The organism is Enterococcus sp. MSG3299 (assembly GCF_050555765.1).
Lineage (GTDB): Bacteria > Bacillota > Bacilli > Lactobacillales > Enterococcaceae > Enterococcus > Enterococcus faecalis.
Genome location: NZ_CP187869.1, coordinates 955381 through 972044 on the forward strand (window position 1 = coordinate 955381; position 16664 = coordinate 972044).

Consider the following 16664-nt stretch of genomic DNA (forward strand, 5'->3'; position numbering starts at 1 on the left):
GAGTGAAGGAACATGAGTAAAAAACAAATTTATCTTTTTTGTGATGCAGGGATGTCTACAAGTATTATGGTGAATAAAATGATGGAAGTGGTGGAAAAACATCAAATGCCTTTAATGATTACTGCTTTTCCTATTGCAAGAGTACAAGAAGTGGTTGAAGTAGAGAAGCCTGTTGCTATTTTATTAGGACCACAAGTCCGTTTTTTATTAGAAAAAACAAAAGAACAATTTGCTCCTCAAGGGATTCCTGTCGCTGCAATTGCGCCAGAAATTTATGGCATGATGGATGGCGAAAAAGCATTGAAAGAAGCGCTGCGGTTAATTAAGCAAAATAAAAAATAATAGATAGGAGTGACGACCGTGCAAAAATTTTTGGATTGGTTAGAGCGCGTATTGACCCCTTTGGCAAAAGTGATAGGAGAAAATAAGTATTTAGTAGCGATTCGTGATGGCTTCCTTTTATCAACGCCCTTGTTGATTGTTGGTTCGGTCTTCTTATTAATTGCTAATTTTCCTTTGCCGCAATGGGATACTTGGATGTCTCATTTGCTTGGTAAAGACTGGGCGACAATGATGTCTGTTCCAGCTAGTGCTAGTTTTGATGTAATGACCATTCTGGCCGTTGTCGGTATTGCCTATAGTTTAGGGAAACAATTCAATGTGGATGCAATGCAAGCAGGAATTATCGCATTGGTTTCATTTTTTATTGTAACGCCTTATCAAACATTATTTACACCGGAAAATAGTTCAAAGGTTTATGAAGTTACTAGTTTACCTTTAAAATGGATGGGTTCCAGTGGCTTGTTTTTAGGAATGATTGTCGCATTAATTGCGACTCGTTTATTTGTGGCCATTGTTCGTAAAGGGTGGACAATAAAAATGCCAGAAGGAGTGCCACCAACAGTGGTTAAGTCTTTTGAGGCCCTGATTCCGAGTTTTTTAGTTGTTACTCTCATGTTTTTAGTCAATTGGCTGGCTGCTTTAACTCCTTATGGTAATTTACAAGATGTTATTTTTGAATTTCTACAAACGCCCTTATTGAGTCTTGGTAATACCTTAGGTGCAATGAGCATTGCTTATTTATTTTTACACTTCTTTTGGTTCTTTGGCATTAACGGAGGTAGCGTGGTTGGCGCAGTCTTTAATCCTGTTTTGCGGGCATTGTCTGTTGAAAATTTACAAGCATTTAAAGACGGCCATGAAATTCCCAACATCATCACTGGACAATTTCAAGATATGTTTGCAACATTTGGTGGCGCCGGTTCCACACTCTCATTAATCATTGTGATGGTCTTATTCTGTAAAAGTCAACGAATTAAAAAGCTTTCGCAACTTTCACTAATTCCTGGTGTTTTTGGGATTAACGAACCAATCATTTTTGGGTTGCCAATTGTTTTAAATCCAATCCTTTTAATTCCATTTGTCTTAGTACCCGCAATTAATATTATTATTGCCTATTTTGCTATGGATTGGGGCTTAGTTCCATTGACGAATGGTATTCAATTGCCGTGGACGACCCCACCAATTATCTCAGGATTTTTAGTCAGCGGTTGGCAAGGATCAATTCTGCAAGCTCTCTTATTGGTACTAGGAATGTTCATTTATTATCCTTTTATTCGAGTTATGGATGACCAATATTTACGTGAAGAATGGAAAGCACAAGAAGAAGAGAGTGAAGAAATTGATTTTGATTCCTTTGACTTCGATGATTTATAAATAAGGAGGAAATAGGCATGAAAAAAATCCTTTTAGTCTTAAACCACAGTTTAGCAGGATTTGGCAGTGATGAACAAGCTCAGCTGAAACCAAGTGGTAAAAAAGCTCCCTTAGGCCCAGGGGTAACATTGCTACCATTTTTACAGAAGCAAGGAGCGGAAATTGTTGCGACACTTTATTGTGGTGACCAATATTATTTGGAAAACGAGGAAGAGGTAGCAAAGAAATTTATTGGAGTTTCATGCCGATGCGGTTCTTTGCGGACCTGCCATGCATTATCCTAATTTTGGAGAAATGGCCGCTCATCTAGCTTGTAAGTTTAATGCTGCGAGCATTCCTGCAATTGCAGCGATGGCAGAAGAAAATCCAGCAGTTAGTCACTATTATCAGCAAGTACCGATTGTGAAGATGCCCAAAAAGGGCGGCATTGGTTTAAATAATTCGTTTAAACAAATGGCGCAATTGGTCGTGGCAAAAGCAAATGGAAAAGAAACCAAACAGTTAGAAGAAACAAGTTGTTTTTAATTGTTGATAATCTAAAGAGAAATCCAGAATGAACGCATGATTGTGTTCGTTTTGGATTTTTTTCTTTTGTTTAGCGAATGTATGTTCTATAATAGGGAGGCAGATAGGTGGGATTACGTGAAATCAACGAGAAAAATTGCGGTGCGTCAAGTGGTCGAATTTATTTTAAGGCGGGGAAGTATCGATTCTCGCCATGTGAGTGAACATACACCACAAGAAGGTAGTCGCCTTCATCGAATGTTGCAAAAGGAAGCGGGGAGCCTTTATCAAAAGGAAGTATCTTTAAAAATTGAGGTGCCTTTAAATGGACATAATTATTGTGTAGAAGGTCGTGCAGACGGCATTTTTGTGAAAGAAACTGGGCAAGTGGTCATTGATGAAATTAAAACATCCGAGCCAGCGTTTGAAGAATTGCCGCCAGAAAAGGTCGAATTGTTTTGGTATCAAGCGATGTGTTATGGTCACATGTATTGCCAACAAGAACAACTTTCTGAAATAACGCTTCAACTCACTTATTATCAGACCACCACAAAACAAATCACACGACAAGAACGCCATTTTACAGAAGCTGCATTAGCGGAGTTTTTTACTGATTTGATGAAGCGCTATGAACAGTGGGTAATTTTTAAAGAAGAGTGGCGTATTTTGAGAAATAAATCATTAAAAAATCTTAGTTTTCCTTACGGGGAGTATCGCAAAGGGCAACGAGAATTGGCGGTAGCCGTCTATAAAACAATTCTTAGTAAACAGCGGCTCTTCGTGGAAGCACCAACTGGAACAGGCAAGACAATGTCCACTCTTTTTCCAGCGATGAAAGCAATTGGTGAAGAAGAAGGTGAACGGATTTTTTATTTAACAGCTAAGACCATTACGCGTCAAGTGGCTGAAGATGCCGTCAAAGCGCTGTCCGAAAAACAAGCGCAAACTAAGAGTATTACGTTAACAGCAAAAGATAAAATTTGTTTTTTAACTGAACGAAATTGTACACCAGAACATTGCCCGTTTGCTGACGGCTATTATGATCGTTTAAATGAGGGACTGTGGGATTTATTGCAACATGAAAATCATTTAACGAGAGAGGTTATTGAACGGTATGCACAAAAGCACCATTTGTGTCCATTCGAGTTGTCGCTAGATGCAAGTCTTTGGTGTGATTTAATTATTGGCGATTACAATTATCTATTTGATCCAACGGTTTATTTACGGCGCTTCTTTGAAGAACCCCAAAGTGCAGAAGAGAATATTTTTTTAGTGGATGAAACCCATAATTTGGTTAATCGTTCACGGGAGATGTATTCGGCCGCTATTTCTAGGAATGCGGTTTTGCAAATTCAAAAAAGATTGCAAAAAGAATCTGTTCAATTAAAAAGAGCTTGTCAAAAAGTCTTAACTACGTTTGATGATATTGAAGCAATCTGTGAAGAAAAAGACACGGATTTTTTTGCCCAACGTGCGCCAATTGATTCATTAGTTAAACAGATACATCGATTAACAGAAGTAATTGCAGAATGGTTGCCAGAAAATCAACACATTGAGGAATTGGCGTCGATTCTCAGTTTTTATTTTGATTGTTTAAGTTATCTTCGAATCAGCGAGTACTACGACAACGGCTTTTATACGTCTATTTCTTTGCGAAACTATGACTGCGTTGTGAAACAATTTTGTGTCGATCCGGCTTATTTATTGTCACAACGATTAGATAAAGGGAAAGCGAGTATCTTATTTTCGGCAAGTTTAACACCTCTGAATTATTATCAAGAAGTGCTTGGTGGAGGTGAAGAAAGCCTACGTTATCGGATTCCGTATCCTTTTCCAGAAGAAAATCAATTGTTGATGATTGGTAGTCATCTTCAAACAACCTATAAAAACCGTGAAAAAAGTTATCCACAGATTAGTGAACTTTTAGGGAAGTTAAGTGAAACAAAAACAGGTAATTATTTAATTTTCTTTCCTTCCTACGCCTATATGGATGATGTCTATCAAGTATTTAGCCAACGTTACCCGCAAGTAAAAACTCAAATTCAGGGAACGGACTTAAACGAAAAAGAGCGAGAAGCATTTTTAGCTGAATTTAAAGAGAATCCTCAAGAAACTTTCATCGGTTTTTGTGTTTTAGGTGGTATATTTTCAGAAGGAATTGACTTGAAAGGTACCCGATTGATTGGTACGATAATTGTTAGTGTCGGGCTACCACAAATGAATCCGGAGCAAGAACTGATTCGCACTTTTTATCAAGAAGAGCGAGGGCAAGGGTTTCAATTTGCGTATCAAATTCCAGGTATGAATAAAGTCTTGCAAGCGGCTGGACGTGTCATTCGAGATGCGCAAGATAAAGGCTTTGTGTTGTTATTAGACGAACGATTTGAATTACCAAGTGTCCAGCGTTTCTTTCCGCCGCATTGGTTGGCGCATCGAAAGGCAAACACCAATGAACAACTCATTCAACAAGTGAAACAATTTTGGTTAAAAAATAAAGAAAACAAAGGAGGAAACAAATGAAGACCATTTTAGTCCTTCATACAGGTGGGACCATTTCCATGTCGAAAGTAGCAGGAGGAAGTGTTGCCCCGAATGAAAAAAATCCGTTGATGGAACAAGAAGCATTATTTTCTGGCAAGGTTCATTTAGTTGTCGAAGATATTTTTAATATTCCCTCACCACACATGACCTTAGAACGGATGTTTCAATTAAAAGAAAGGATTCAAAAAGCTTATTCTGAACCAATTGATGGCGTGGTTATTACGCATGGAACAGATACATTAGAAGAAACAGCTTATTTTTTAGATATAACCTTAGAGAAAAAAATCCCCATTGTTTTAACAGGAGCAATGCGGTCAAGTAACGAAATCGGTAGTGATGGCTTGTATAATTTCATCAGTGCTATTTGGACTGCTTGTTCAGACGAATCGTACGATAAAGGTGTTTTAGTCGTGATGAATGATGAAATTCATACGGCGCGTTATGTGACAAAAACACATACAACGAACGTAGCAACGTTTCGGACGCCAACTTTTGGACCAATTGGAACCATTGCGAAAGAACGTGCTTTTTTTGCGAAAGAGGTCTTACCGCAAGAAGTCTGCGATGTTTCTTCTGTGAAAGGAAATGTCCACGTAGTGAAGGCCTATGCGGGGATGGGTGAACGGATGTTTGAATTATTAAACACCCCAGAAACGGATGGGTTAGTAATTGAAGCGCTAGGCGCGGGTAATTTACCGCCAGAAACGCTCCCAGCATTACAAAAAATGCTAGACAACGGGATTCCAGTCGTTTTAGTTTCTCGTTGTTCCAATGGCATTGCTGAAGATATCTATGATTATGCTGGTGGTGGCGTTGGCTTGAAAAAAATGGGGGTCGTTTTTGCCCGTGGTTTAAACGGACCGAAAGCGCGGATTCGTTTAATTGTTGGTTTAAACAGCGAAAAAAATCCTACAGAGTTAAAAGAATTTTTGGAACAGTAACTAATTTTAAGGAGAAAATAAATGAAGCTGTTTGAACGCATTCATCAAGATACTGAAATTCGACAAATTTATGATGCAATTGGTCAAATGGAAGATGAAGAAGCTGGGTGGGCATACCATAATTGGTTTCATGTAAACAATGTCGTAGCCATGACGGAAATGATTTTGAAACAACTTGCTGTTTCAGAGGAGTATTTAGAGGCGGCAAAAATTGCGGCACTGCTCCATGATGTGGGTGCGCTACAAGGAAAAGCAGGACATGCACTTCGTGGGAAACAATTTGCAGAAGCATATTTTCGTAAGCAAAAGATTTGTTTGCCTTATCAAGAAGAAATTTTATCTTCTATAGAAAATCATAGTAATGGCTTTGATTCGGAAGAGTTAATGACACTAGCGCTAATCATTAGTGATAAATTAGATATTACAACCTCTCGTGTTGCAAAGGCTGGTTATTTCGTGCCAGGAATGCGGCAACTTCAATTTTTAAAGAAAATTGAAATTATGCTTTCAGAACAAGAGGTTTGTGTCTCGTTTACGGCAGAAGAAGAACTGGATTTAGAAGAATTAAATGCGTTTTATTTTATGCCAAAGGTTTTTAAAGCAATTACCGCTTTTTCAGAAAAAATCCAACGTCGACCAATCGTTTTATTGAATAATCAAGAATGGCTGGTACCAAAACAAAAAAATCCTTCAACTGTTCATTAACAGTTGAAGGATTTTTTTAGCGATAATTGTTAAACTCAAGAGCCATTGGTAAATCTAATTCTCGTAAAAGAGCCATGACTTTTTGTAAATCATCCCGACTTTTTCCAGTTACCCGAATTTTGTCTTCTTGGATTTGTGACTTAACTTTAATACCAGAGTTTTTGATAGCTGTGTTGATTTTTTTCGCATTTTCTTTATCAATACCACTGATTAAATCACCATATTGGCGAGCGGTACCGCCTAAGGCTTTTTCACTTTCTGAAAAATGAATATTTTTAATCGGAACATTGCGTTTGACTAATTTTCCAAATAAAATATCCTTCACTTGCTCGACTTTATAATCATCTTCAGCTACGACTACTAATTTATCGTTTTCCAATTTAATATCAGCAATTGACCCTTTAAAGTCAAAACGATTTTTCAATTCTTTCAAGGCAATTTGAATCGCGTTTTTGACTTCCTCCATATTGACCTCTGAAACTACATCAAAACTTGCTTCTTTTGCAGCCATGTAAAAACCTCCTAAAATATTCTTTGCTTCATCATATCATGAAATAGTAAAAAAGGTTAGGCTAGAATCATTTTGAATAGAGAAATAAGAAGATCAGTTTTTAGGGATATCTTCCCGCATTCTTTCATGGAAACGTTGCAAAAAAATTTTTTTCAATGTTCGCTTTTAGCCCCTTTTCTTTTAGGATAGAACCTGTTATTCTAAGTCAGAAGAATAGCGAAGGAGCGAAGAAAAATGAGTCGATTGGTTAGTACTTACCAAAGGAATGAATCGATAAAAAAAATAGCAGTGATGGCGATAACCGCTTTGACTTCTGCGGTCGGTTTGAATTTCTTTTTGATTCCGGCAAAAGTTTTTTCGGCAGGGATGAACGGAATTGCGCAAATCATTGCTACATTATTATATACAAATTTAGGAATCCATATTAATACAGGGATTTTCATTTTATTTTTAAACATTCCCGTCTTCATTCTAGGGTTTGTAAAATTAGGGAAACAATCAACGATTCTTAGTTTCATCAATGTTATTGGCATTTCCGTTGTCACTATGTTTGTGCCAATCGTAACAGTCACAACGAATCCTTTGATGAACGCAATTATGGGTGGTGTCTTAGTCGGCGTTGGCGCAGGGCTTTCATTGAAAATGGGCTTTAACACTGGCGGCATGGACATTATTTCACTGATTCTTTCAAAAACAACAGGGAAAACAGTTGGTAATTTTATGTTCTTATTGAATGGTATTATTGTGCTGTTGGCTGGTTTTGTATTTAACTGGGAAAGTGCGTTGTATACTATTATTTCTATTTACTGTTTGAGTCAGGTGGTCGACATGATTCATACCAGTCACCAAAAAGTCACAGCAATGATTGTCACCACGAGACCAGAAGCTGTTGCCTTAGAAGTTTCTCAACAAATCGCTCGTGGCATGACCTTGTTGCCTTCAATCGGCGGCTATTCAGGTGCAGAAGGTCGGATGATTATGATGGTCATTACTCGCTACGAACTCTATGATTTAGAACAAGCAGTTTACAGTATCGATGAGAATGCCTTTGTAAATATTTTACCAACACAATCGGTTTTAGGGCGTTTTGCCAATGAAGATGAACAACGGATTTTTCATAGTACAGGAACATTTCCTGAGCTTCAATCTTACAAGGTGAAACGTTATCCGCCAAAGAAAAAATTAAAATAGCAAGTCGGCCTTCAGATCCCAAAGTGATAACGGGAAAACTGGAGGTTTTTTTATAAAAATGAAGGTTATGTGAAAGAATAGACAAAAATTTTCTGAAAAAGGGAATTTTACTAGAAAAGTGTCAGGAATTCTGCTAAAATAGAACCGTTGGTTAGGGAACACCTAACAAATAAAGTTTTTAAAAACTTAGGAGGAATTTTTTATGCCAGTAGTATCAGGAGCAGAATTCTTAAAAGCAGCACGTAAAGGCGGCTATGCAGTAGGTGGCTATAACACAAATAACTTAGAATGGACACAAGCGATTTTAGAAGCAGCAGAAGCTAAAAAAGCACCAGTTCTAATCCAAACATCAATGGGCGCTGCTAAATACATGGGCGGCTACAAAGTAGCTAAAGACATGATTACTAATTTAGTAGACTCAATGAATATCACAGTTCCAGTAGCAATTCACTTAGACCACGGTGACTACGAAGCTGCTTTAGAATGTATCGAAGTTGGCTATACTTCAATCATGTTTGATGGTTCTCACTTACCATTCGAAGAAAACTTAAAATTAGCGAAAGATGTAGTTGAAAAAGCTCACGCTAAAGGTATTTCTGTCGAATGTGAAGTTGGTTCAATCGGTGGTGAAGAAGACGGAATCATCGGTACTGGCGAATTAGCTGATATCGAAGAATGTAAACAAATGGTTGCTACAGGTATTGACTACTTAGCATGTGGTATCGGTAACATCCATGGTCAATATCCAGAAAACTGGAAAGGTTTAGCATTTGATCACTTACAAGCAATTGCTGAAGCTGTCGGTTCTGATGTACCTCTAGTATTACACGGAGGTTCTGGTATTCCTCAAGAACAAATTGAAAAAGCAATTTCAATGGGTATCTCAAAAGTTAACGTAAATACAGAATTCCAATTATCATTCGCTAAAGCAACGCGCGAATATATTGAAGCTGGTAAAGATTTAGAAGGTAAAGGATTTGACCCTCGTAAATTATTAGCACCAGGTAAAGCTGCAATCATCAAAGATGCAGAAGAACACATTGATTGGTTCGGTTCAGCTAACAAAGCTTAATCAACTAGTTACGTTAAAGACAGCCACAGCACGTGGCTGTCTTTTTTATTTTTTGTTATTTTTTCATTCTATTAAAATACCTGAGAAGTTTTCTTTTTTCTTAAGCTTGATTATGATAGAATGATTGGGTAGTTTATTTAGAAAACGTATATTACAGATAGGTGAGAATATAAATGAAAAAAATCGTAATCAATGGGAATCGTCCATTAAAGGGCGAAGTAACCATTAGCGGCGCCAAAAATAGTGTAGTCGCTTTAATTCCAGCTGCTATTTTAGCAGATTCGCCCGTGACTTTAGATGGCGTTCCTGACATTCAGGATGTTCACTCATTAATTGAAATTTTAGAAATTATGGGTGCTAAAATTACTTTTGAAAATAATACATTAATTATTGATCCAACAGAAGTTGTTTCTGTGCCAATGCCAAAAGGAAAAATCAATAGCTTACGTGCGTCCTATTATTTTATGGGCTCACTTCTTGGTCGATTTGGGGAAGGCGTTGTCGGCTTACCTGGCGGTTGTTACTTAGGACCTCGTCCAATTGATTTACATATCAAAGGATTTGAAGCATTAGGCGCTCATGTAACCAACGAACATGGGGCGATGTACTTGAGAACAGACGAAGCTGGCTTACAAGGAACACGAATTTTTATGGATATGGTATCTATTGGCGCTACAATCAATGTCATGTTAGCCGCAGTTAAAGCCAAAGGCAAAACGATTATTGAAAATGCTGCGCGTGAGCCAGAAATTATTGATATTGCTACATTATTAAATAACATGGGTGCAAAAGTTCGAGGAGCTGGAACGGACGTTATTCGGATTGAAGGTGTCGAAGAATTACATGGTTGTCGTCACTCGATTATTCCAGATCGAATTGAAGCTGGGACTTATTTAGCTATGGCAGCAGCTATGGGTGAAGGAATCAAAGTTCGAAATGTTATTTATGAGCATTTAGAAAGCTTCATTGCGAAATTGCAAGAAATGGGCGTTAAGATGACAATTGAAGAAGACATGATTGAAGTTCATCCATCACATGATCTGAAAATGACGACGGTGAAAACCTATCCGTATCCTGGGTTTGCCACAGACTTACAACAACCGTTAACGCCATTACTTTTAAAAGCGCAAGGAACTGGTGAAATTATTGATACGATATATGCTCAACGAAATAAGCATATCCCTGAGTTAGTGCGGATGGGGGCCGATGCTTCGGTTGAAGGCAATATGATTATTTTAAATGGTCCAAATCAATTGCACGGTGCAGAAGTAGTCGCCTCTGATTTACGGGCAGGCGCTTGCCTAGTCACTGCCGGCTTGATGGCTGAAGGTACGACCACTATTTATAATGTAGAATATATTTTACGTGGGTACGACCACATTATCGAAAAGTTAACTGCTTTAGGCGCTGATATTCAAATGCTAGAAACCGAAGAACAAGAAGGTCCGTTTGAGGTGGATCAATGAGCGACTATTTAACAATGGCTGAATTGGAAAACAGTACGTTAAAAGATATTTATGCGTACGCGAAAGAGTTTAAAATTCCTTATTATAGCCAAATGAACAAAAAAGAATTGTCTTTAGCTGTGATTCGTGCACAAGCTGAGAATCAAGGGTTTTTCTTCATGGAAGGAATTTTAGATATTGTTTCTCAGGATGGTTATGGCTTTTTGCGGCCAATTAATTATGGACCAAGTGCAGAAGACATTTATATTTCTTCTTCTCAAATTCGTCGTTTCGGATTGAGAAATGGGGACAAAGTAGCTGGCAAGGCGCGTCCGCCAAAGGAATCAGAACGTTACTATGGACTCATGCATGTTGAAAGTGTCAATGGGAAAGATCCTGAAGAAGCGAAAGAGCGGCCACATTTTCCAGCGCTAACACCGTTGTATCCTGAAAAACAATTAACGTTAGAAACAACGGCTGGCAGATTATCAACACGAATGATTGATGTATTTGCCCCAATTGGTTTTGGGCAACGTGGTTTAATTGTAGCGCCGCCAAAAGCGGGAAAAACAAGTGTTTTAAAGGAAATTGCTAATGGGATTACAGAAAATCATCCTGATGTGGAATTGATTCTGTTGTTAATTGACGAGCGTCCTGAAGAAGTGACTGATTTAGAGCGAAGCGTTAAAGGCGATGTGGTTTCTTCAACTTTTGATCAACAACCACAAAATCATACGCGAGTTGCTGAATTGGTTCTGGATCGAGCAATGCGCTTAGTTGAAGACAAACGGGACGTAGTTATTTTAATGGACAGCATCACTCGTTTAGCAAGGGCCTATAATTTAGTGGTCCCGCCTAGTGGTCGAACCTTAAGTGGCGGAATAGATCCAGCTGCGTTTTTCAAACCTAAACGATTTTTTGGTGCTGCCAGAAATATCGAAGAAGGGGGCAGTCTAACTATTTTAGCCACAGCATTGGTGGATACAGGTAGCCGAATGGATGATGTCATCTATGAAGAATTCAAAGGCACAGGCAATATGGAGCTCCATTTATCTCGTGAATTAGCAGAGCGCCGTATTTTCCCAGCAATTGATATTAAAAAATCAAGTACGCGAAAAGAAGAGTTGCTAATGACACCAGAACAACTAGAAGAAACGTGGAAATTGAGAAATAATATGTCAGGAGACTCGCTGGAATATACGGATCAATTCATAAAAATGTTGAAACGGACCCAAAATAATCAACAATTATTTGAAGTTTTCCATGATGTTTCGTTTGGCAAACAAATTAAAAGAAATCCAAAAAGATAATTGCATACCAACTGAAAACATGGTAAGATAGCATTGTTGTATACCGACAAAATAACTCTGATACAGCAAATGGATCAGGGCAAAGGAGCGAAAAAAACGTATGAAACAAGATATCCATCCAAATTACCAACCAGTAGTATTCATGGATTCAACAACAGGTTTCAAATTCCTTTCAGGTTCAACTAAAGGATCTTCAGAAACTGTTGAATGGGAAGATGGCAACACTTATCCATTATTACGTGTTGAGGTTACTTCAGACTCACACCCATTCTACACTGGTCGTCAAAAATTCACACAAGCCGACGGACGTGTGGACCGTTTCAACAAAAAATACGGTCTCAAAGACGAAAACGCAAATCCAGACGCATAGTCTTTCAAAACATTGTTATGACAAGGTTTATAGAGGTTTTCCACTGTGGTGGGAAACCTCTTTTTTGCGTTAAATATGTAGTTTTAATTCAGAGAAAAGAAATAAAGCAACTTACCAATCTTTTCCTCTTTCTTTTCAAGATTATCCTTCCCAAAAGTCAAAGATTGATCAGCATTGTTTCGCTGATTTGTTAGACTAGTAGGTACATTCAGCTTTATAAAGGAGATCTTGAAGAAATGAGTAGAAAAAAAAGTCGGTGTTTTCTGTCTATTTCTGTTTTTCACATTTTTTATTATTGTTCCAAAAGTAGAAGCTACAGAAGAAATGAAGACTAAATTTACAGTAACGCCTGTTTTACCAGAAAATCAAGTGTCAGGAACATCTAGTTATTATGATTTAATTCTGGCACCAAAGCAATCTTCCACTATTGTCTTAGACATAAAAAATAAGACAGACGAAAAATTGTCCATTGTATTGACTCTAGCAAATGCATCAACAAATGATAATGGGTTGATTGTGTACAATGATTTTGATAAACCACTTGATTCATCGTTAAAGGTTCCGCTGACAGACTTGGTTACTTTAGAAAATGAGGAAGTGAGTGTGCCGCCTCATCAAACAGTATCAGCAAAGATGAAGGTGAAGGGACTTGATCAGCCTATCAAAGGAGTTGTTTTAGGCGGGGTTTATGCGCATCTCAAAGATGAAAAAACAGAGGAAGAGAACCAAACAATGGGATTAACCAGTCGCTACGGGTTTAATGTTGCGATTGCTATGAGGAGTGCTGAGAATGCTCCTTTAACAGAGGTGAACCAACTGAAATTAGCGAAAGTAACACCTACAATTGCTTTAGGGGCCAAATCACTAAAGGCGGTCATTCAAAATCCGTATGCTGCTATTTTTCCAGAAGTTCGTTTAGAAGGTCAAGTGATAAAAAAAGGGTCCTCTAAAAAAATTGCACAACGGACACTAAAAAATGTTCGCTTTGCCCTAAATAGTTCCATGAATTTTCATCTTGATTTGGGTAAACAACCGCTAGATGCTGGGACTTATATATTTACAGGACGTGCTATTTTACAACAAGATGAACAACAGTCTTGGCCTTTTCAACAAGAATTTACGATTAACACTCGTGAAGCAAAAAAATTGAATCAAGAAGCTACGGTCAAATGGGTCCTACCCACATGGTGGTTACCGACTTTCTACACGTTCTTAGTAATCACAATTGGGGCAATTTATAGTGTCATTTGGCGCAATAATTATCAAAAAACAAGCGAAAAGGAGAGTGAGAATAATGGCTAGTTGGTTTTGGTTGTCTGGCGGTTTAGCGGTCATTTGTTTTATGTTTTTCCTCTTTTCTTTGCTGACTAGTATGAGTTTTATTCAGCATGCAAAAGAACCCAGAAGTATTCTAAAAGAAACGCTTTTAAGTTGGTTAATGCTTTTACTTAGTGGTGGGTGGATTACAATCGGACTATTGTTATATTTTTCGCTAAAGAATCAATAAACAAAAAACGAGCATTCATTGTTAGATAACCGTGAATGCTCGTTTTTTTGTTTTAGAAAAATGCTCTTTAGCAACTTGCCAGATTTCATTGGGCAACCTGACTGAAATTGTTAAATTGTTCTGTCGAAACGACAAAAAAGTGGTAAACTAAACGTGTATGTTAGTTATTTAATCAAAAGTAATGTATCCGCTTACTTATAAAATGGAAACGAAGGAGCATATTGCAATGACAGAAAAACTTTTAGGAAGTATCGAAGCCGGTGGCACAAAATTTGTATGTGGCGTTGGGACAGATGATTTGACCATTGTGGAACGTGTCAGTTTTCCCACAACAACCCCAGAAGAAACAATGAAAAAAGTAATAGAATTTTTCCAACAATATCCTTTAAAAGCGATTGGGATTGGTTCGTTTGGTCCGATTGATATTCACGTTGATTCTCCTACGTATGGTTATATCACTTCTACACCAAAATTAGCTTGGCGTAACTTTGACTTGTTAGGAACTATGAAACAACATTTTGATGTGCCAATGGCTTGGACAACGGATGTGAATGCTGCGGCATATGGTGAGTATGTTGCTGGAAATGGGCAACATACATCTAGTTGTGTATATTATACAATTGGAACTGGTGTTGGCGCTGGAGCGATTCAAAACGGTGAGTTTATTGAAGGCTTTAGCCACCCAGAAATGGGGCATGCGTTAGTCCGTCGTCATCCTGAAGATACGTATGCAGGAAATTGTCCTTATCATGGAGATTGTTTAGAAGGGATTGCAGCAGGACCAGCAGTTGAAGGTCGTTCTGGTAAAAAAGGTCATTTATTGGAAGAGGATCATAAAACTTGGGAACTAGAAGCTTATTATTTAGCGCAAGCAGCGTACAATACTACTTTATTATTAGCGCCAGAAGTGATCATTTTAGGCGGCGGTGTCATGAAACAACGTCATTTGATGCCGAAAGTTCGTGAAAAATTTGCTGAATTAGTCAATGGATACGTGGAAACACCGCCTTTAGAAAAATACTTGGTGACGCCTCTTTTAGAAGATAATCCAGGAACAATTGGTTGCTTTGCCTTGGCAAAAAAAGCTTTAATGGCTCAAAAATAACCATTTATTCGTAGTTCATGCATTATATTTGAAGGAAATGGCTAAGAATGATACTCTTATTATGTAATTAATTATTTAGGAGGGATTAGCATGGCAGATTTAAAAGGACGTTTTGACGATGCAAAAGATAAAGTAGAAGGTACTGCAAAAGAAGCGCAAGGCAAAGTTACGGATGATAAAGGCAAAGAACTTGAAGGAAAAGCTCAATCAACCTTTGCTGACGTAAAAGACAAAGCACGTGATGCCGGCGACGACCTTAAAGAAGGCGCTGAAAAATTAACTGATAAAGTTAAAGAAGGCTTTGAAGACTTAAAAGACAAATTTAGTAAAGATAAATAAAAATTAACAAAAGAGCGTGGGCTTACGTTGAAATAACGTAAGCCCACGCTCTTTTGTTTAGACATCAAATCCTTGTTTTTGCAAGAAAATTTTTACTTCTGGGCGACGATTATAAGAAAAATAGGACAAAGACTTCTGTGACCAATCCGCTGTTTGGGCGTTACTTGAGCGGCTGGCATAATAATCTTTTAATAATTCATCATATGTGTGCATATCTGTCAATTTGTCTGATTGGTAGTGATTTTCGCTTAAAATATTTTCAAAAGGCATCCGTGGTTTTACACCATTTAACGTTTCTGGTACACCGATTGTTAATCCGAAAAGTGGTACAGTTAATTCAGGCAAAGATAAGCGTTTGGCTACTGTGTCTAAGTCATTTCGAATGCCGCCAATATAACAAATCCCTAAATCCATAGATTCAGCCGCAATGGCCATGTTTTGCGCAGCAATCGTTGTATCAACGGCAGCTACTAATAATGATTCTGGTGTCTTTAAGGGTTCTAATGATTGCCCCTCTTTTGACAAAATCGTTGCATGACGATACAAATCAGCAACAAAAACATAGAACACACCAGTGTTAACGACATAGTCTTCACAATTCGCTAAACGTCCCAATTCTCTGCGTAGCTCAGGATCTTTGATTTCTATAATTGTATAAGCTTGTAAAAAATTGGAGCTTGATCCTGCTTGAGCTGCAGTAATTAACTGTTGTTTCTGCTTGTCCGTTAACGCTTGCTTTTTAAAATGACGAACGGAACGGTGACTTAGTAATTGTTCGATTGTTTGATTCATAAAAAACCTCCGTTTAAATTAAGAAAGAGAACAGAAAAACCCACAGCTTAATAGTGGGTTTCTCAGTCGTTAATTGCTAAAGATTACAGAATACGTTCAAATGGATCTAAACTAATTCCTTGGTCTAAGACGATTTTTGCGTATTCTTTCGCTGCAAATAAAGAATGATCTTTGTAGTTTCCGCACTCTTTTGCAGAGACTGCTGGAACAACTTCTGTATTGATTACTTTGTTTAAAACGTTGACTAATGCATCACGGATTTCTTGTGGTGAATGTTGATCCCACATAATCATATAAAAACCAGTGCGGCAACCCATTGGCGAAATGTCAATGATTCCTTTTAATTCATCACGCATGTTAACTGCTAACAAATGTTCCAACGTGTGTAATGCGCCTGTTGGTAGGGCATCTTTGTTTGGTTGTAAGAAACGTAAGTCATATTTTTCGACTAACGCATCACCATTTTGTTCTGTGCCAGCAAGGCGAACATATGGTGCTTTTACTGTGTTGTGATCTAATTCAAAACTTTCTACGCGTGCCATGAAATTTCGCTCCCTTTATAATTAAATTCGTTTTAACTATAACAAATTTAAGTCAAAAGTCAATGGATAGTCC

The 16664-nt window shown here is 37.9% G+C and carries 17 protein-coding genes and 1 pseudogene; 15 read left to right on the forward strand and 3 right to left on the reverse strand.

The annotated features are described in order from the left end of the window. Positions 1-12: 12 nt before the first annotated feature. The 6 genes and pseudogenes from IGL23_RS04790 to IGL23_RS04815 all read left to right on the forward strand — a co-directional run bounded on the left by IGL23_RS04790 (position 13) and on the right by IGL23_RS04815 (position 6407). Entirely contained in the window at positions 13-342 is a 330-nt protein-coding gene (locus tag IGL23_RS04790) for a PTS sugar transporter subunit IIB (protein WP_033595019.1), read from the forward strand. Positions 343-360: 18 nt separating this feature from the next. Then, positions 361-1716 carry a PTS cellobiose transporter subunit IIC gene (celB, locus tag IGL23_RS04795; protein WP_002384702.1) on the forward strand — a complete coding sequence of 452 codons (1356 nt, stop codon included), beginning with the start codon at positions 361-363 and terminating at the stop codon, positions 1714-1716. 17 nt (positions 1717-1733) lie between these two features. Continuing rightward, positions 1734-2241: pseudogene (locus tag IGL23_RS04800) on the forward strand (GrdB-related putative oxidoreductase). A 36-nt stretch (positions 2242-2277) separates the two neighbouring features. Continuing rightward, positions 2278-4740: a helicase C-terminal domain-containing protein gene (locus tag IGL23_RS04805; RefSeq protein ID WP_033595018.1), complete on the forward strand. Its 2463-nt coding sequence runs from the start codon at positions 2278-2280 to the stop codon at positions 4738-4740. Continuing rightward, positions 4737-5702, forward strand: coding sequence for an asparaginase (locus IGL23_RS04810; RefSeq protein WP_002382144.1), 966 nt, complete (start codon positions 4737-4739; stop codon positions 5700-5702). Before IGL23_RS04805 ends, IGL23_RS04810 begins: the two co-directional genes overlap by 4 nt. Before the next feature lie 21 nt (positions 5703-5723). Further along, positions 5724-6407, forward strand: coding sequence for an HD domain-containing protein (locus IGL23_RS04815; protein WP_010819922.1), 684 nt, complete (start codon positions 5724-5726; stop codon positions 6405-6407). 16 nt (positions 6408-6423) lie between these two features. Here the strand turns inward: IGL23_RS04815 and IGL23_RS04820 are convergent, their stop codons facing one another. Next, positions 6424-6918 carry a YajQ family cyclic di-GMP-binding protein gene (locus tag IGL23_RS04820; protein ID WP_002357974.1) on the reverse strand — a complete coding sequence of 165 codons (495 nt, stop codon included), beginning with the start codon at positions 6916-6918 and terminating at the stop codon, positions 6424-6426. A 234-nt stretch (positions 6919-7152) separates the two neighbouring features. Between IGL23_RS04820 and IGL23_RS04825 the strand changes: the two genes are divergently transcribed. From IGL23_RS04825 to IGL23_RS04865, 9 genes are all read left to right on the forward strand, one after another. Then, positions 7153-8109, forward strand: coding sequence for a YitT family protein (locus tag IGL23_RS04825; protein ID WP_002381974.1), 957 nt, complete (start codon positions 7153-7155; stop codon positions 8107-8109). A 202-nt stretch (positions 8110-8311) separates the two neighbouring features. Next, positions 8312-9181, forward strand: a complete 870-nt coding sequence (locus IGL23_RS04830; RefSeq protein ID WP_002357972.1) for a class II fructose-bisphosphate aldolase — start codon at positions 8312-8314, stop codon at positions 9179-9181. Between the two features lie 173 nt (positions 9182-9354). Further along, positions 9355-10647, forward strand: coding sequence for a UDP-N-acetylglucosamine 1-carboxyvinyltransferase (locus IGL23_RS04835; RefSeq protein WP_002357969.1), 1293 nt, complete (start codon positions 9355-9357; stop codon positions 10645-10647). Beyond that, positions 10644-11936: a transcription termination factor Rho gene (gene rho, locus IGL23_RS04840; RefSeq protein ID WP_033595016.1), complete on the forward strand. Its 1293-nt coding sequence runs from the start codon at positions 10644-10646 to the stop codon at positions 11934-11936. The genes IGL23_RS04835 and rho overlap by 4 nt, the downstream gene beginning before the upstream one ends. A gap of 100 nt (positions 11937-12036) precedes the next feature. Further along, complete coding sequence (locus IGL23_RS04845; protein ID WP_002357967.1) at positions 12037-12306, forward strand: type B 50S ribosomal protein L31; 270 nt, start codon at positions 12037-12039, stop codon at positions 12304-12306. A 273-nt stretch (positions 12307-12579) separates the two neighbouring features. Further along, entirely contained in the window at positions 12580-13608 is a 1029-nt protein-coding gene (locus IGL23_RS04850; protein WP_430619691.1) for a DUF916 and DUF3324 domain-containing protein, read from the forward strand. After that, positions 13601-13813: a hypothetical protein gene (locus tag IGL23_RS04855; protein WP_002357965.1), complete on the forward strand. Its 213-nt coding sequence runs from the start codon at positions 13601-13603 to the stop codon at positions 13811-13813. The genes IGL23_RS04850 and IGL23_RS04855 overlap by 8 nt, the downstream gene beginning before the upstream one ends. A 226-nt stretch (positions 13814-14039) precedes the next feature. Next, on the forward strand, positions 14040-14918 hold the full coding sequence (gene scrK, locus IGL23_RS04860; RefSeq protein WP_002361643.1) for a fructokinase ScrK: 879 nt from the start codon (positions 14040-14042) through the stop codon (positions 14916-14918). Positions 14919-15008: 90 nt separating this feature from the next. Further along, entirely contained in the window at positions 15009-15257 is a 249-nt protein-coding gene (locus IGL23_RS04865) for a YtxH domain-containing protein (RefSeq protein WP_002357962.1), read from the forward strand. 57 nt (positions 15258-15314) lie between these two features. Here the strand turns inward: IGL23_RS04865 and nfsA are convergent, their stop codons facing one another. Both nfsA and IGL23_RS04875 read right to left on the reverse strand, forming a co-directional pair. Further along, entirely contained in the window at positions 15315-16049 is a 735-nt protein-coding gene (gene nfsA, locus IGL23_RS04870; RefSeq protein WP_002360554.1) for an oxygen-insensitive NADPH nitroreductase, read from the reverse strand. 83 nt (positions 16050-16132) lie between these two features. Further along, positions 16133-16591, reverse strand: a complete 459-nt coding sequence (locus tag IGL23_RS04875; RefSeq protein WP_002357960.1) for an S-ribosylhomocysteine lyase — start codon at positions 16589-16591, stop codon at positions 16133-16135. Positions 16592-16664: the final 73 nt, after the last annotated feature.

What these genes read in the sequence shown, in the direction of transcription:
- IGL23_RS04790 (WP_033595019.1), top strand. Translation starts at nt 13, where the DNA reads ATGAGTAAAAAACAAATTTATCTTTTTTGTGATGCAGGGATGTCTACA.
- IGL23_RS04805 (WP_033595018.1), top strand. Translation starts at nt 2,278, where the DNA reads ATGATTGTGTTCGTTTTGGATTTTTTTCTTTTGTTTAGCGAATGTATG.
- IGL23_RS04810 (WP_002382144.1), top strand. Translation starts at nt 4,737, where the DNA reads ATGAAGACCATTTTAGTCCTTCATACAGGTGGGACCATTTCCATGTCG.
- IGL23_RS04815 (WP_010819922.1), top strand. Translation starts at nt 5,724, where the DNA reads ATGAAGCTGTTTGAACGCATTCATCAAGATACTGAAATTCGACAAATT.
- IGL23_RS04820 (WP_002357974.1), bottom strand. Translation starts at nt 6,918, where the DNA reads ATGGCTGCAAAAGAAGCAAGTTTTGATGTAGTTTCAGAGGTCAATATG.
- IGL23_RS04825 (WP_002381974.1), top strand. Translation starts at nt 7,153, where the DNA reads ATGAGTCGATTGGTTAGTACTTACCAAAGGAATGAATCGATAAAAAAA.
- IGL23_RS04830 (WP_002357972.1), top strand. Translation starts at nt 8,312, where the DNA reads ATGCCAGTAGTATCAGGAGCAGAATTCTTAAAAGCAGCACGTAAAGGC.
- IGL23_RS04835 (WP_002357969.1), top strand. Translation starts at nt 9,355, where the DNA reads ATGAAAAAAATCGTAATCAATGGGAATCGTCCATTAAAGGGCGAAGTA.
- rho (WP_033595016.1), top strand. Translation starts at nt 10,644, where the DNA reads ATGAGCGACTATTTAACAATGGCTGAATTGGAAAACAGTACGTTAAAA.
- IGL23_RS04845 (WP_002357967.1), top strand. Translation starts at nt 12,037, where the DNA reads ATGAAACAAGATATCCATCCAAATTACCAACCAGTAGTATTCATGGAT.
- IGL23_RS04855 (WP_002357965.1), top strand. Translation starts at nt 13,601, where the DNA reads ATGGCTAGTTGGTTTTGGTTGTCTGGCGGTTTAGCGGTCATTTGTTTT.
- scrK (WP_002361643.1), top strand. Translation starts at nt 14,040, where the DNA reads ATGACAGAAAAACTTTTAGGAAGTATCGAAGCCGGTGGCACAAAATTT.
- IGL23_RS04865 (WP_002357962.1), top strand. Translation starts at nt 15,009, where the DNA reads ATGGCAGATTTAAAAGGACGTTTTGACGATGCAAAAGATAAAGTAGAA.
- nfsA (WP_002360554.1), bottom strand. Translation starts at nt 16,049, where the DNA reads ATGAATCAAACAATCGAACAATTACTAAGTCACCGTTCCGTTCGTCAT.
- IGL23_RS04875 (WP_002357960.1), bottom strand. Translation starts at nt 16,591, where the DNA reads ATGGCACGCGTAGAAAGTTTTGAATTAGATCACAACACAGTAAAAGCA.